Here is a 14,218-nt window from a genome sequence, read left to right as displayed (position 1 = left end):
CGTGCGTTCTGTACTCAGTCACGGGCTCGATCACCCCAGCCGCTACCAAACTGCACGGGCCGGTCTGGCCGCCTCAACGGCGGCCACACTCTACCGCGCCAGTCAGATATGAAGATACAAGTCGCGCGCTCTCGCGTGGTGGATGGGGCTGCGCCAGGGGGCTCAACGGGCGACGCGGCGCTCGCATGCGGGAGACTGGGAACATTTTTCATAGCCAGTTGATGGATGCGAATTGTTCTCAGTAAAATAAGCGCCGTCATGGTCACCTCATCTCGCTCGCCCCACGCTGCTTCTTGGCCCTTGAAGGGGCGGGGGGGCGTCGTGGCACGGCCTCTTGCCAGGGCGTATCGGGCGTGAAGCGGGATCTGGCACTGGACAATGGCCAGCTGTCCGGCCTCTACGAGCGCTGGCGCCTGCCGGTGGCGCGCATGCTGCGGCGCTACCTGGGGTCACCGGCTGAGGTGGACGATGCCGCGCAAGAGGTGTTCGTGCGTTTGGCCGCTGCGGGCAAATCCATTCCTCTCGCCGAAGAGCAGCCCTATTTGCGCCGCGCGGCACGCAATGTGGCCATCGACGGTTGGCGAAAGAGTGCCGACCGCGAGCGTCTCCAGCGTGTGTCGCTGGATGCCGAGCACGAAGAGTCAGGCCTGCAGACCGACGGCGACCACACGGCGGCGCAGGCCGACCGCCAGCAGATGATGAACCGCCTCGACGAAGCGCTGCGGGAGCTGCCGGCACGCCAGCGCGAGGCGTTCCTGCTGCACCGCATTGAAGGCTACACGGTGGACGAGACCGCCGGGCGCATGGGCATTTCCACGCGCATGGCGGTCAAGCATCTGAGCAGGGCATTGGCGTATTGCCAGGTGCGAGTCGTCTATGCCAGCAGCGAGCAGATGCGGCAGGCACAGGCCGCGAACGGCCGCGCCTGTGGTGGGTGCGAGGACGAAGAGGGCGGGGCATGACATACAGGCCCCTGCCCGAAGGGTTGACGCTGGATGCGCTGCTGGCGCTGCACGAGCAGGCTGCGGATTGGTACGTGCGTCGCCTGCAGCCTGGCTGGACGAGCAGCGATGAGCGGGCGCTGGAGGTCTGGCTTGAGGCCGACCCGGTACGCCGGGAGATCATGGCGGGGCTGGACAGCACCTGGCAGCAGGCCGACCTGCTCAAGGCGCCCCGTTTGCGAGCCTCGGGTGCGCATGGCGATGCGCCCGTCTCTGGACAGAACCCTCGACCTGCGCCCGTTGACGCTCCGCGTGGCGAGAGGGCGGCCTGGACGCCTTTCCCGCTGTCTTTTTCGCGTCGGGGGTTTCTGGTCCCTGCGCTCGCCGTGGCCGGCGTTGCGCTGGTCGCCGGTGGCTGGCAGCGCTGGGATGCGACGGCCAACTACAGCCTCGATATCGCCACCGGGGGGCGCGAAACCCGCACGCTCGATCTGCCGGATGGCTCGCGCATCGACCTGAACGTTGCCAGCGCGCTGAGGGTGCGTTTCTACCCGCGCCGGCGGGAAGTGGTTTTGAACCGCGGAGAGGCTTTTTTTCAGGTGGCTGCTGATGCGGATCGGCCTTTCACGGTTGACAGCGGTCCGAGCCGGGTGCGTGTGGTCGGGACGGCCTTCAATGTTCGTGCCGCGCCGCCTCAACTGGTCGTCAAGGTGCTGGAAGGGCGGGTGGAAGTCCGGCCGGATCATCGCGAGCCGGCGGGTGCGGTGCTGTTGCTGCGTCAGGGGAGCGGTGTGGGCATTGACCCATCTTCCGGACGGTATCGAAGCCTGAGCCTGGCGCCGGAAACCGTGGGAAGCTGGCGTTCGGGCCAGGTCCATTTCAGCCGGACACCATTGGAGGAAGTCGCGCAGGAGTTGGCCACCTATCTGGGGCAACCGGTGGTGGTGGCGGGGGCCGATTTGAAGTCAGTGCCCATCTCCGGGTTCCTGGCTGTCCAGTCGCCCGAGGATTTCATCCAGGCCCTGCCCGACGTGGTGCCGGTGCGGGTCGACCGCCTGGCGGACGGCAGTTGGCGCATTGCGCGGCGCTGAGCCGAAGGGCAACAGCCGCTGCCTGTTCTGAAGGCGGTTGAGGACATGGCCGGCTGACAGGTTCTCCCACGCGGTGAGATGGCGCCCGCTCAGTTCCAGGCCCACGTCTTTGTTCATCCCCTTTCGGCATGCCCCCTGGCAGCCGGGGACTGCGCGCACCGAACCCAGCTGATGCAGCGCTGGCAGCGGCCGTGGGGCAAAGTGTCCTTGGCGCTGAGGGCGCGCGATCGGCCGTTGACGGAAAAAAATTGGGCGGACGGGTTCCATGTTTGGGCGCTTTTCCGTTCTTCCTTATGAGGGCTCGCCAATCTGGGCGGGCCTGGGCTGCCAGCCAAGGACTCCCAGGACATCGGTCCTGTCCCCGCCAACAGCCACACATCCGGTGTATGCCGGGTACGCAAGATGGCTGGCGCCCCTTGGTCTCCCGTGTTCGTGCGGGTCGTGAACTTGGGGTCCGCGTTTCTCGTGCCTGGTGCTCATGACGAAAGAAGGGGCATGGGACAGAGTCAATGGGGTGGCAAGGCGGGGCCAGTGACCCGGTGGATGGGATCGGGCTTGGTCTCTGCGGCCGTCGCAGCGGGCCTGGGTTTGTGTGCCTGGCCGGCGGTTGCCCAGGGGGCATCGGCTTCGCAGCCGATGCAACCGGAGCCCGCGATGGAGCGCCGGGTGCAGGTCAGCATTCCTTCTCAGCCTTTGCTGGCGGCGTTGCGTGCCTTCGGCCTGCAGACCCAGTCCCAGGTGCTTTTTCCCGATGACGTCCCGGGTGGAGATCAGCGTTCCGCGGCGGTGCACGGTGTCTACGAACCGCGCGAGGCGTTGGAGCGGATGCTGGCGCCGACGCGGGTGGTGATCACGGCGGCCCGGCCGGGCGCGTTTGCGCTCAAGGCGGTGGCCTCTTTGACGCGAGACGGTAGCGGGCCGCGCATGCAGCCTGTGGCTCTGCGTCCTTGAAACGGAGTTTTTGTTTATGCATTCGTCGCTTCGCCAATCCATGGCCTGGTTGCACACCTGGAGCGGTGTGATCGTGGGCTGGGTGCTGTTCTTTGTGTTTGTGACAGGGACGGCTGGCTACTTCCAGTACGAGATCACGCGCTGGATGCAGCCTGAGCGTCCGCTGGTGCAGAAAACCCCCTCCGATGCGGTGGCTACCGAGCGCATGCTGGGGCTGGCGCTGGACCGCCTGGAGCAGGTGGCGCCGGGCGCGGCCAACTGGCGCATCACGCTGCCGCACGAATCGCTGGCGCCGCGGGGCTGGCAGGATTTTTCGATCCGCTGGGAAGAGGTTCCCCCGGAGGGGCACGACTTCGGTGCCACGGGCAGTGAGCAGCTCGATCCCGTTTCCGGCGACCTGGCCGCTGCCGGCCCCGAACCGCGCGACACCGCGGGTGGTCACGGGCTCTACCGCATGCACTACGCCCTGCACTACGTGCCGTACACCTGGGGCTATTACATCGTCGGTGTCTGCACCATGCTGATGCTGCTGGCCATCGTCAGCGGTGTGATCACCCACAAGAAAATCTTCAAGGACTTCTTCACGTTCCGTCCCGGCAAGGGGCAGCGTTCGTGGCTCGATGCGCACAACGCCGTCAGCGTGATGGCGCTGCCGTTCTTTCTGATGATCACCTACAGCGGTTTGGTGTTCTTCCTGTTCACCTACATGCCGGCGGGGCGCGATGTGCTGTACGGCAGCGATCCGCAGAGCGAGGAGGCGTTCTACGACGAGCTGTTTGATCGCAACAAGGTCAAGCTGGCGATCACACGGCCGGCGGCGAAGCTGGCCCCCCTGGTGGCCAAGGCCGAGGGTGAATGGGGGGCGGGCAGCGTGCGTTCCGTCGAGGTGGCCGCTTTCGAGGGCCAGCCGGAGACCGTCACTGTCCACCGCGTTTACGGCGGGTCGCTGGATTTCTGGAATGCGCCCCACATGCGTTTCGATGCACAGACGGGTGAAGCATTGCCGCCAGAGCCCCGCACCGGCGGCGAGGCGGGTCTGACGCAGAGTGTGCTGTTCAACCTGCACGAAGGGCTGTTTGCGGGCGTGTGGGGGCGCTGGGTCTACTTTGTGGCCGGTTTGCTGGGCTGCGCCATGATCGGCACAGGCTTGGTGCTCTGGACGGTCAAGCGCCGCAAGCACCATCTGGCGAGTGGCCGCGAGGGGGCTGAGGACTTGGGCGTGCGCCTTGTGGAAACCCTGAATGTGGCCACCATTGCCGGCCTGCCGCTGGCGGTGGCTGCGTACTTCTGGGCCAACCGGTTGTTGCCGATCGATTTGGCCGATCGGGGGGCGTGGGAATTTCACAGCCTGTTTGCCGTCTGGCTGGGCGCACTGTTCTATGCGTTGTCGAGGCCGCTGGCGCGCGCCTGGGTCGAATTGCTGTGGGGCAGTTGCGCTGCCTACGCCCTGGTGCCCGTGCTGAATGCGCTGACCACCGACAAGCACCTGGGCAAGACGCTGCCGGCTGGCGATTGGGTGCTGGCGGGTTTCGACCTGACGATGTGGGGCATGGCTGCCTTGTTGGCCATGATGGCGGTGAAGGTGCAGCGCCGGTTGACCGTGCCGGCCCGACCCCAGCCTGTCCCCATGGCTGGCACGGCGCTGGAAGAGGGGGCGGCATGAGCACGACCATGGCCAAGAAAGGGGTGCTCACCGCGGGCTACCGCTGGCGAGTGGCTTCGCGGGTCGCTGCGGCCGCCCTCGGGGGGTACGCGCTGGCCTCGGCCGCCACGGTTCTGCTGAGCCTGCTTTGGCCGGCTCCCAAAGCCCAGGCCGTCCTGTGGGCCACCATGCTGAGTTTTGCGATCTACACCGTGGCGGTGATCTGGGTGATCCACACATCCAGCCTCAAGCGGGCCTGGGCAGGCATGGTCCTCGGCACGCTGGTGCTCTCGATGCTGGCCTGGTGGCTCAAGAGTGGGGGGGCGGCATGATGGCTGTGCACCTGACGATTCTGGTGATCAGCGTGCTCGGGTTCTTTGCACTGGCCCTGGCGACGGAGCGCCATGCAGAACACCTGCTGCGGCGTTTGCCGGCGCCGCCGGTTCGGCATGTGGCGCGCGCGGTGGGGTGGGGGCTGCTGGCGCTTTCGCTGGCGCTGGGTATCACCTACATGGACGTGGGTGTGGGCATCGCACTCTGGCTGGGTTGGCTGAGCATTGCGGCGCTGGCGCTGGTGTTTGGACTGCCCAAATGGCCTTGGCAGCCAACCGCTCGTGCGCATCATGCGCGCCAGCCCAAGAAGGGTGAGCCAACGTTGTCCCCTGTGCCCATGGGTGCGCGCCGGCGCTGGACGGTGCTGGCGCTGCTGGCCGCCGTCCCGGTCGTCTATGGGCTGGCGCTGGCGGCCACCTCGGTGAAGCCGCTGATGCGGGACGACGCGGTTGCCGGCCAGGTGGGGCCATGGACGTTTCGCCTGGCCGAGAGCGAACAGCGTGTGCCCGAACTGGTGGCCATGGACATCCCCATGAAGTCCTACCACGTGCGCTTCTGTTCCGAGTGCGATGAACAGATTCGCGCCGCTTACTTGAAAGTGAACAAGCCGCGTTCGCTGCGCGCGCCGGGCATCGTGCTGGGGGGGATGCGCTGGGACCGATCGGTCTTGATCCAGTTGCCGGCCAACACCACGGCAGACAGTGAACTGTGGCTCACGGTGGTGGGCAAGAACGGCGATACGCACCAGACATCGGTGCGCATGGGGGATGTGTCACCGGCGACGGTGGCCTGGTTTACCGCACGAGAAGGGAAATGACATGAACCGTAGGAATCAGAGCGCCCGCTGGGCCGGACAGACCCTGGTGGGAATGGTGCTGCTGGCGGGCAGTGCGGCCTGGGCGCACAACCCGGTGATCGAATGCAAGCAGGTGTCGGCCGACACCATCGTCTGCCGCGGGGGATTTTCCGACGGCAGTCTGGCGCCGGGGGTCAAGCTTGACGTGGTCGGCTATGACGACAAGGTGCTGGCGGCGGGCAAGCTGGGCAAAGACTCCACCCTGAGCTTCAAGAAGCCCAAAGGCGAATTTTTCGTGCTGTTCGATGCCGGCCCAGGCCACATCGTCGAAGTCGATCACGCGGAAATCCCCACCGGGGCAGCGCCCAAATGACGGCGGCGGGCGCGACGGTGCAGGTTGTGCGCCCCGCGGGGGCGGGTCACGAGACCACCGTGGTCTTGGCCGCCTGTGCGCTCATCCTCGCGGTGGCCGGTACGGTGGTGTCGCTGCGTGCCACCCGCGATGTGAGCCAGGGCGTGGCTGCGCACCAGGTGGACGCTCGGCGCGACCTGTCGCCGGCCGAGCAGGGCCTGTATGCCGATCTGCGCGTGGCGCTGGACGAGATCGAGGCCGACAGAGGCGATGCGGACGCGGTGCCCACGGTGGCGGCGCTGGCCGAGTGGGGCTTGCCGCCGTTCGTGCAGGACCCGAGCAGCGCGCGGCGCGGCGGCCACACCTGGACGCTGCAGACAGACGGGGCGGCCAGGGCCTACGTGGGGTTGAGTGCTGACACCGAGGTCGCCGGTTCGCTGCTGATGCGTGTGGTGCCGCCGGGGGCCGAGGGCGCCGAAGACCGGCATGGTCACGGCACCGGCAGCACGGCGGATGAGGCCCATGGCGAGCCGGATGTGTGGTTCCACCGCACAGCGGCCGCCGCTCCCTCGGCGCTGGACGATGCCGGGCTGACCCGGGCGGGCTGGCGCCAGATCGCCGCCCGTTTCGATGCCGGCGTGACGCGGCAGCGGCGCTAGCGCCGCGCGCGATCTTCGACCGTTTCCATTCTTTTCCGCTGTTTTGTCACAGCGCCACCCTTCCTTTGCGTGAGTTGCCCATGACCACACAGTTCCAACGTCGCCGTCTGCTGCAAGCCGGCCTGTCTTTGTCCGGCCTGCTGATGTTGTCTCCCATGTCGGCGCAGGCCGCCGGGCGCATGCGTGTCGGCGTCACCCTGCATCCTTACTACAGCTATGTCACCAACATCGTGGGCGACAAGGCCGACGTGGTGCCGCTGATCCCGGCGGGTTTCAACCCGCATGCTTACGAGCCGCGTGCCGAGGACATTCAGCGCATCGGCAGTCTCGACGTGGTCGTGCTCAACGGGGTGGGCCACGATGACTTTGCCGACCGCATGATCGCGGCCAGCAGCAAACCCAAGCTGCCGCTCATCGAAGCGAACGCCCAGGTGCCACTGCTGGCGGCCGTGGGTGCGGCCGGCCGTGGCAAGGACACCTCGGGACAGGTCGTCAACCCGCACACCTTCCTGTCGGTGGCCGCGTCGATCGCGCAGGTCAACACTATCGCTCGCGAACTGGGCAAGCTCGACCCGGCCAACGCCGAGACCTACCGCGCCAACGCGCGTGCCTACACGCAAAGACTGCGCAAGCTGCGCGCCGACGCGCTGGCGCAATTGACCAAGGCGCCGGGCGCCAGCCTGCGCGTGGCGACCATCCACGGCGCCTACGACTACCTGCTGCGCGAATTCGGTCTGGAAGTGACCGCTGTCGTCGAACCGGCGCACGGTATCGACCCCAGCCCCGCTCAGCTCAAGGCCACCATCGACATGCTGCGCAATCTGGATGTGAAGGTGATCTTCTCCGAGGTGGATTTCCCCTCCACCTATGTCGACACGATTCGCCGCGAAACCGGGGTGCGTCTGTACGCATTGACCCACATTTCCTACGGCGAATACACGAAAGACAAATTCGAGAAGGACACGGCGCACAACCTCGCCACCGTGGTCAGGGCCATCCAGGAGGCCGGGGCGTGAGGGCCTTGGGCATGACAGGTCCCGCCATCACGCTCGAACGCGTTTCGCTGCGGTTGGGCCAGACGGCGGTGCTGCGCGAGGTGTCGCTGCGCGTGGCGCCCGGCAGCGTGCACGCGCTGGTGGGCCCCAACGGGGCGGGCAAGAGCTCGCTGGTCAAGACCCTGCTGGGGCAGACGCCGCACGAAGGCGCCGTCAAGATCGAGTGGCCGGGCACGGCTGTCGGCACGGTCGGCTACGTGCCGCAGGCGCTGGCCTTCGACGCCGGCCTGCCGCTGACGGTGGACGATTTCATGGCCACCATGACGCAGCGCAAGCCGGCGTTCCTGGGTTTCTCGGCACTGCGCTCGCGCGAGATCGGCGAGGCCCTGGCGCGCGTGGGCATGGCCGACAAGCGCCGTCGCCGCATGGGGGCGCTCTCGGGGGGGGAGCGCCAGCGTGTGTTGCTGGCCCAGGGCATGGTGCCGATGCCGGCGCTGCTGGTGCTCGACGAACCGCTGGCCGCGCTCGATGAGGCGGGCGTGCAGGTGTTTGAACAGCTTTTGGCCGACTTCCGGCAGGCCGGTGTCACCGTGCTGTGGATCGAGCACGATCTGCAGGCGGTGGCCCGCCTGGCGGACAGCGTGACCGGCCTGAACCGCCAGGTGCTGTTCAGTGGGCCGCCGTCCGAGGTGCTGACGCCCGAGGCGCTGCTCGACCTGTTCTCCACACGGCCGCGTGCGCCCGTCGCACCGCCGGCCGCGCCGTCGCCCCAGCCGGTGCGGGCCGAGGAGGCGCTCGCATGAACGCCATCGACACCCTGCGCATCGCCATCCAGGGCTGGGCCGAGGCGGGTGCGCTGCCGCAGGTGTTCACCTACGGCTTCGTCGTCAACGCCGTGCTGGCGGGCCTGGTCATTGGCCCGGTGCTGGGCGGCCTGGGCACGCTGGTCGTGGTCAAGCGCTTCGCTTTCTTCTCCGAGGCCGTGGGCCACTCGGCGCTGACCGGCGTCGCCATCGGCATCCTGCTGGGCGAGCCTTACACAGGGCCCTACGGCGCGCTGTTCGGTTACTGCCTGCTCTTCGGCATCGGCCTGAACTACCTGCGCAACCGCACCGGGCTTACGCCCGACACGCTGATCGGCGTGTTCCTGTCGATCTCGCTCGCGCTGGGGGCCAGCCTGCTGCTGGTGCTCTCGGGGCGCATCAACATCCACATTCTGGAGAACGTGCTGTTCGGCTCCGTGCTCACGGTCAACAGCCAGGACCTTCTGGTGCTGGTCGTGGTGTCGTTGCTCACGCTGGCGCTGACCCTGCCCAACTACAACCGGCTGATGCTGGCCAGTTTCAACCCGCAACTGGCGGCCGTGCGCGGCGTGCCGGTCAAGGCCATGGACTATCTGTTCGTGGTGCTGGTGACCGTGGTCACGGTGGCGTCGGTCAAGGTGATCGGGGCCATCCTGGTGGGCGCGTTGCTGGTCATTCCGGCCGCAGCGGCGCGGCTGCTGAGCCAGTCGCTGCGGGGGTTCTTCTGGCTCAGCGTGCTGATCGCCACGTTGAGCACGCAGGCCGGGATCCTGCTGCCGATCGAGTTTGCACTGCCGCTGCCTTCGGGCGCCGCCATCATCCTGGTGGCTGGCGGTGCGTTTCTGCTGGCCACGCTGGTGCGCGGCCTGGTGCCGAGTTTGAGAGGAATGCCATCGTGAAGCGTCGTCTGTTTGTCTGTCTCGCTGCCGCTGCGGCGTTTTCCAGCGGGGCCGCTTCGGCTGCCGAGCCGGCCACGAAGAGCCGTGTGCTCACCTCGCACCCGGTGGTGCACGCGCTGTCGGCGCAACTGGCGCAGGGCAGCGGGATCGAGGTCGTGCGCGCAGCGCCCGCCAGACTGCCTCCGGCGCGGCAGGTGGCTTACTTTGAAGGGCGCGGCGCGGCCGCGCTGGCGAAGGTGGCCGCCGACGCTGACGCGGCCATCGGTTTGCGTTCGCTGTGGCCGCAGGACCCGCTGTACCCGCTGGCACGCCGCACGAACATCCGTGTCGTCGAGATCGACGCCGCACGGCCAGTGGATGGCGCACTGCCCGGTCTGGCGTTGCAGCCCGGCGCCGACATCGGCTCCTATCCCTGGCTGCACACGGTGAACCTGGGCCGCATGGCCGACATCGTGGGGGGCGAAATGGAGCGGCTGGTACCGGGGGCGGCGCCGGCGGTGGCGCGCAACCTGGCGGCGCTCAAGCAACGGCTGGTGGCCCTGTCGGCCAAGACCGAGAGTGACCTGCTGAGCGCGCCGAACGTGGCGGTGATTTCGCTGTCGCCGCGCCTGGACCACTTCGTGGCAGGCTTCAACCTGGAGCCGGTCAGGGTGGCCGAGAACATCGATGCCGATGCACTGACCCGTGTGATTCGCCGCGAGCAGGTGGCCGTCGTGTTGCATCACGAGGAGCTGGCGCCGGAACTGGCGCGCGCCGTGACAGCGGCGGGGGCAACCGTCGTGGTGGTCGAAACGGCTGGGGAAGACCCGGTGTCGGAGATTGAAGGCAACGCCCGCCGGCTCGTTCAGGCACTGCGTCCTTGAACAGGACCATGAACCCTGGGTGGACCGAGGTATTGGCAGGAGAGGAATTCTGATCATGAAAACAATCGCTATCCGCCACAATGCGCAGCGTCTGGCTGCGTTGGCATGCTTGTGGCTCGCCGTGTCGATGCCTGCACGCGCCGATTACCTGTGGCTGCAGTCCGGTGACGGTCAGGTGCGGGTTTATGCCGGCGAACTGGGCAAGCCGCTGGCTTCCTGGCCGACCCTGGTGGATGCCAGGGCCGTCTCCCCCGACGGGGCGGTGGTGCCGCTCCAGAACAGCGCGAACCACCGGGCTTTTGCGCCGGCGTCGGGGAGCGACTCGCGCTTCACGGCCACGCGTGCCGGCGCTGATGGGGTGCTCACCCATTACCAGGCCCGTTGGGGCCGCACCGAAACCCAGGCCGTCAACGACCTCGAACTGGTGCCCACCGAGCCCAACGGCAACACCTTCCGGCTCGTTTTCAAAGGTAGGCCCGTGGCAGCCAGCCAGGTGAACGTGGATACCAGTGAAGGCTGGCACCGCACGCTCACGCCGGCCAAGGACGGCACCGTGAGCTTCAACCCCGCCTTTCCCGGCTTGTACGTGCTGGAAGTGACGGCGCGTGTCAACAACGGCTCGGTGACGCTGAACGGTCAGAAATACGACGACGTTCGCCACACCGCCACACTCAGTTTCGAGGTCACGAAGTAATGGTTGCACACGCTGTTCAACGCCGGCGGTGGACCGGCGGGGTTTTGCTCGTCCTGATGGTGGGTGTGCTGGTGATGGGGTGGCTCTGGTGGCGCCCGCCGCCGCTCCCGCAATGGCAAACGGCGCCGGTTCAATCCGGCCGTATCGAGGCCAGTGTGGCAGCCATTGGAACCTTGCAACCGTTGCATTCGGTGGATGTGGGCGCGCAGGTTTCTGGCCAGGTCACGCGGCTGCATGCCAAGGCTGGGGATGTGGTGGAGAAGGGGCAGTTGCTGGTCGAGATCGACGCCAGTGTTTTTGCTGCCACGGTGGAGGCCGGCAGGGCGCAACTGGCGGGTTTGCGGGCTCAGTTGGACGATGCCCGCGCACAGTGGGAACTGGCGCAACTGCAGCACGCCCGTCAGGAGCAGATGGCGCAGGACGGCTCCACCCGGCTGGATGACGTGCAGACGGCTGCTGCCACGCTCAAATCGGCGGCGGCGCGGGTTGCGCAGCACGAAGCGGGCATCGCGCAGACCGCGGCCAGCCTGCGCGCCGACGAGGCCCGGCTGGGCTACACGCGCATTTATGCCCCGATGGCCGGTACGGTGACCAGCCTGGAGGTCAAAGAGGGCCAGACGCTCAACGCCACCTACCAGACACCGACGGTCTTGCGCATTGCGGACCTGGGGCGCATGACCGTGTGGACGGATGTGTCCGAGGCCGACATCCGGCTCGTGAAAGCCGGGCAACCCGCCTACTTCACCACCCTGGGGGCGGATCCCCAGGGGCGCGGTCAGCGCTGGAACGGCACGGTGCGCCAGGTGCTGCCTTCCCCGCCGGGGTCGGGGGCCGCCAAGGACGGTGAGCCGCCCGCCGCGGGCACCAAGGCCGTGCAGTACACCGTGTTGTTCGATGTGGAGAACGCCGACGGTGTGCTGATGCCGCAGATGACTGCCCAGGTGAACATCGTGACGGCGTCCGCGCAGGATGTGTTGACGGTGCCCGTGGCGGCGGTTCATCCGGTGGAGGGGGCGGCCGACCAATGGGAGGCCAGGGTGCTGGCCGAGGCGTCCCCCGATCCTGTGGTCGAGGTGCGTCGGGTGCGCCTGGGGCGGCGCGACCGGCTCCAGGCCGAGGTGCTGGAAGGCCTGAAGGCGGGTGACCAGATCATTGTGGGCGAAGCTCCCGCCGCCGCCGGCTTCAGGAGGTTCCGGTGGTGAGCGAAGCCCAGGCGCGTCCGGTGGCAGCGGTGATCCCGCTGATCGAGCTGCAGGGCCTGCGCAAGCGGTTTGGCGGCGGGCTCTCCGGTCAGCCCGAAGTGGAGGTGTTGCACGGCGTCGATTTGCGCATCCACGCCGGTGAGTTCGTGGCCATCGTGGGGCAGTCGGGCTCGGGCAAGTCGACGCTGATGAACATTCTGGGGTGCCTGGACCGTGCGAGCGAAGGGTGCTACCGCTTCAATGGCCTGGATGTGGCCGAACTCGGTGCCGATGAGCTCGCGTGGCTGCGCCGGGAAGCCTTTGGTTTTGTGTTTCAGGGCTACCACCTGATCGCTACCGACAGCGCACACGAGAACGTGGAAATGCCGGCCATCTACGCCGGCATGAGCGAGGCGGCGCGTTCGGCACGTGCGGCGGCGCTGCTCGCGCGCCTGGGTCTGGCGGACAAAATGCACTTGCGCCCGGCCCAGCTCTCGGGGGGGCAGCAGCAGCGGGTGTCCATTGCGCGGGCGCTCATGAACGGAGGCCGCATCATCCTCGCCGATGAACCCACCGGCGCGCTGGACAGCAAGAGCGGCGCCGAGGTGATGGCGCTGCTGCACGAACTGGCGGACGCGGGCCACACCATCATCTTGATCACCCACGATCGCGAGGTGGCCGCGCAGGCGCAGCGGATCGTGGAGATTCGGGACGGCCAGATCGTCGGCGACAGCCTGACGCAGCCCGCGGGTGCGCAGGCGCTGGCGGCCCAGCCGGTGCCCGACACCGCGCTCGCACGCGAGGACCGGGGCACGCCGTGGGCGGCCGACCTGAGGGAGGCCTTTCGCTCGGCCTGGCGGTCCATGCGCACGCACCGCTCGCGCACGGCGCTGACCCTGCTGGGCATTGTGATCGGCGTGGTCTCGGTGATCGTGATGCTGGCCATCGGCATGGGCGCGCGCGAGGAGGTGGTGGCCCGCATGGGGTCCATGGGCGTCACCCTGATGTATGTCGGCAACCGCTCGCCACAGGGCGGCGGGCCGGTGGGGGTCGTGACGCTCGAAGAGGTCGCGGCCATGGAAAAGCTGCCCGGTGTGACACGGGTGATGCCCATGGCCCGGGACCCGGCCATGGTGCGCTATGGCAATGTGGCCTGGGAAGCCGACACCATCGCCGCCACCGATGCCTGGCCCGAGATCCACGACTGGCCCGTGGCCGAAGGGCGCTTCTTCACGCGCGCCGAGGACCACGATCTGGCCCCGGTGGTGGTGATCGGTGACAAGGTGCGCGAGCGGTTTTTTGGCGAGGGCTCCGGCGTGGGACAGCAGATGCTGATCGGCAACACACCGTTCATGGTGGTGGGGGTGATGAGCATCAAGGGCGCCGACAGCACGGGCCACAACCGCGACGACGTCGTGCTGGTGCCTTACCGCTCCGGCATCCTGCGGCTGTTCCCCGTTGGCCGCCGGTTCGACCCGCATTACACCGTGGTGCAGGCGGCCGATTCGGGCAGCGTGCACAGCGTGCAGAAAGCCATTGAGGCGCTTTTGCGCCAGCGCCATGGGCGCGAGGACTTCTACGTCTACAACTCGGCCGCTCGCTTGCTGGCCGAGGCGGAGGCCAAAGACTCCATGACCCTCATGCTCAGCCTGATCGCGGCGGTGTCGTTGGTGGTGGGGGGCATCGGCGTCATGAACGTGATGCTGATGACGGTCAAGGACCGCACGCGGGAGATCGGTATCCGCATCGCCACCGGCGCGCGCCAGCGCGACATCTTGCGCCAGTTCATCACCGAGTCTGTGCTGCTGACCATGGTGGGCGGGACGGTGGGCGTGGTGATCGGGCTGGTGATCGGCGCGGTGCTGGTGGCCTGGAGCGTGCCGATGGTGTTCTCCGCCTCGGCCATCCTGCTGGCGTTCGGCAGCGCGGTGGCCACAGGCCTGGTGTTCGGGTTCATGCCAGCACGGACGGCGGCGCGACTGGATCCAGTCGTCGCGCTGGCGGGGGAATGACGATGC

The 14,218-nt window shown here is 67.6% G+C and carries 15 protein-coding genes; all 15 read left to right on the top strand.

Translation table 11 applies throughout. The features are described 5' to 3' along the window. Positions 1-353 precede the first annotated feature (353 nt). Entirely contained in the window at positions 354-962 is a 609-nt protein-coding gene (locus L0977_RS21605; protein WP_234266950.1) for an RNA polymerase sigma factor, read from the top strand. Further along, positions 959-2,032 carry a FecR family protein gene (locus L0977_RS21600; RefSeq protein WP_234266949.1) on the top strand — a complete coding sequence of 358 codons (1,074 nt, stop codon included), beginning with the start codon at positions 959-961 and terminating at the stop codon, positions 2,030-2,032. Before L0977_RS21605 ends, L0977_RS21600 begins: the two co-directional genes overlap by 4 nt. A 636-nt stretch (positions 2,033-2,668) precedes the next feature. After that, a complete protein-coding gene (locus L0977_RS21595; protein ID WP_234266948.1) occupies positions 2,669-2,983 on the top strand; it encodes a hypothetical protein in 315 nt (104 codons plus the stop codon). Positions 2,984-2,999: 16 nt separating this feature from the next. Beyond that, complete coding sequence (locus L0977_RS21590) at positions 3,000-4,646, top strand: PepSY-associated TM helix domain-containing protein (RefSeq protein WP_234266947.1); 1,647 nt, start codon at positions 3,000-3,002, stop codon at positions 4,644-4,646. Then, the gene (locus L0977_RS21585) at positions 4,643-4,957 is read left to right on the top strand and encodes an iron transporter (RefSeq protein WP_234266945.1); all 315 of its coding nucleotides are present in this window, start codon (positions 4,643-4,645) and stop codon (positions 4,955-4,957) included. Before L0977_RS21590 ends, L0977_RS21585 begins: the two co-directional genes overlap by 4 nt. Continuing rightward, positions 4,954-5,775, top strand: a complete 822-nt coding sequence (locus tag L0977_RS21580) for a DUF3325 domain-containing protein (RefSeq protein WP_234266943.1) — start codon at positions 4,954-4,956, stop codon at positions 5,773-5,775. Before L0977_RS21585 ends, L0977_RS21580 begins: the two co-directional genes overlap by 4 nt. Before the next feature lies 1 nt (position 5,776). Continuing rightward, entirely contained in the window at positions 5,777-6,127 is a 351-nt protein-coding gene (locus tag L0977_RS21575; RefSeq protein ID WP_234266942.1) for a hypothetical protein, read from the top strand. Beyond that, positions 6,124-6,765 carry a DUF6162 family protein gene (locus L0977_RS21570; RefSeq protein ID WP_267966537.1) on the top strand — a complete coding sequence of 214 codons (642 nt, stop codon included), beginning with the start codon at positions 6,124-6,126 and terminating at the stop codon, positions 6,763-6,765. Before L0977_RS21575 ends, L0977_RS21570 begins: the two co-directional genes overlap by 4 nt. 80 nt (positions 6,766-6,845) lie before the next feature. After that, positions 6,846-7,781, top strand: coding sequence for a metal ABC transporter solute-binding protein, Zn/Mn family (locus tag L0977_RS21565; RefSeq protein WP_234266939.1), 936 nt, complete (start codon positions 6,846-6,848; stop codon positions 7,779-7,781). A gap of 11 nt (positions 7,782-7,792) precedes the next feature. Further along, positions 7,793-8,563: a metal ABC transporter ATP-binding protein gene (locus L0977_RS21560; RefSeq protein WP_234266938.1), complete on the top strand. Its 771-nt coding sequence runs from the start codon at positions 7,793-7,795 to the stop codon at positions 8,561-8,563. After that, positions 8,560-9,462 carry a metal ABC transporter permease gene (locus L0977_RS21555; RefSeq protein WP_234266937.1) on the top strand — a complete coding sequence of 301 codons (903 nt, stop codon included), beginning with the start codon at positions 8,560-8,562 and terminating at the stop codon, positions 9,460-9,462. Before L0977_RS21560 ends, L0977_RS21555 begins: the two co-directional genes overlap by 4 nt. After that, the gene (locus tag L0977_RS21550; RefSeq protein ID WP_234266936.1) at positions 9,459-10,325 is read left to right on the top strand and encodes a metal ABC transporter solute-binding protein, Zn/Mn family; all 867 of its coding nucleotides are present in this window, start codon (positions 9,459-9,461) and stop codon (positions 10,323-10,325) included. Before L0977_RS21555 ends, L0977_RS21550 begins: the two co-directional genes overlap by 4 nt. Before the next feature lie 55 nt (positions 10,326-10,380). Continuing rightward, a complete protein-coding gene (locus tag L0977_RS21545; RefSeq protein WP_370465321.1) occupies positions 10,381-11,019 on the top strand; it encodes a hypothetical protein in 639 nt (212 codons plus the stop codon). Continuing rightward, positions 11,019-12,221 carry an efflux RND transporter periplasmic adaptor subunit gene (locus tag L0977_RS21540; protein WP_234266935.1) on the top strand — a complete coding sequence of 401 codons (1,203 nt, stop codon included), beginning with the start codon at positions 11,019-11,021 and terminating at the stop codon, positions 12,219-12,221. Before L0977_RS21545 ends, L0977_RS21540 begins: the two co-directional genes overlap by 1 nt. Beyond that, a complete protein-coding gene (locus L0977_RS21535; protein ID WP_234266934.1) occupies positions 12,218-14,212 on the top strand; it encodes an ABC transporter permease in 1,995 nt (664 codons plus the stop codon). Before L0977_RS21540 ends, L0977_RS21535 begins: the two co-directional genes overlap by 4 nt. Positions 14,213-14,218 lie beyond the last annotated feature (6 nt).

The organism is Hydrogenophaga sp. NFH-34, assembly GCF_021401345.1.
GTDB lineage: Bacteria > Pseudomonadota > Gammaproteobacteria > Burkholderiales > Burkholderiaceae_C > Hydrogenophaga > Hydrogenophaga electricum.
The sequence above is the reverse complement of the archived record's forward strand: the minus strand, read 5'-3'. Positions and strand labels throughout refer to the sequence as shown.

Coding starts and splice junctions, on each gene's coding strand:
- L0977_RS21600 (WP_234266949.1), top strand. CDS start 959: ATGACATACAGGCCCCTGCCCGAAGGGTTGACGCTGGATGCGCTGCTG.
- L0977_RS21595 (WP_234266948.1), top strand. CDS start 2,669: ATGCAACCGGAGCCCGCGATGGAGCGCCGGGTGCAGGTCAGCATTCCT.
- L0977_RS21590 (WP_234266947.1), top strand. CDS start 3,000: ATGCATTCGTCGCTTCGCCAATCCATGGCCTGGTTGCACACCTGGAGC.
- L0977_RS21585 (WP_234266945.1), top strand. CDS start 4,643: ATGAGCACGACCATGGCCAAGAAAGGGGTGCTCACCGCGGGCTACCGC.
- L0977_RS21580 (WP_234266943.1), top strand. CDS start 4,954: ATGATGGCTGTGCACCTGACGATTCTGGTGATCAGCGTGCTCGGGTTC.
- L0977_RS21575 (WP_234266942.1), top strand. CDS start 5,777: ATGAACCGTAGGAATCAGAGCGCCCGCTGGGCCGGACAGACCCTGGTG.
- L0977_RS21570 (WP_267966537.1), top strand. CDS start 6,124: ATGACGGCGGCGGGCGCGACGGTGCAGGTTGTGCGCCCCGCGGGGGCG.
- L0977_RS21565 (WP_234266939.1), top strand. CDS start 6,846: ATGACCACACAGTTCCAACGTCGCCGTCTGCTGCAAGCCGGCCTGTCT.
- L0977_RS21560 (WP_234266938.1), top strand. CDS start 7,793: ATGACAGGTCCCGCCATCACGCTCGAACGCGTTTCGCTGCGGTTGGGC.
- L0977_RS21555 (WP_234266937.1), top strand. CDS start 8,560: ATGAACGCCATCGACACCCTGCGCATCGCCATCCAGGGCTGGGCCGAG.
- L0977_RS21545 (WP_370465321.1), top strand. CDS start 10,381: ATGAAAACAATCGCTATCCGCCACAATGCGCAGCGTCTGGCTGCGTTG.
- L0977_RS21540 (WP_234266935.1), top strand. CDS start 11,019: ATGGTTGCACACGCTGTTCAACGCCGGCGGTGGACCGGCGGGGTTTTG.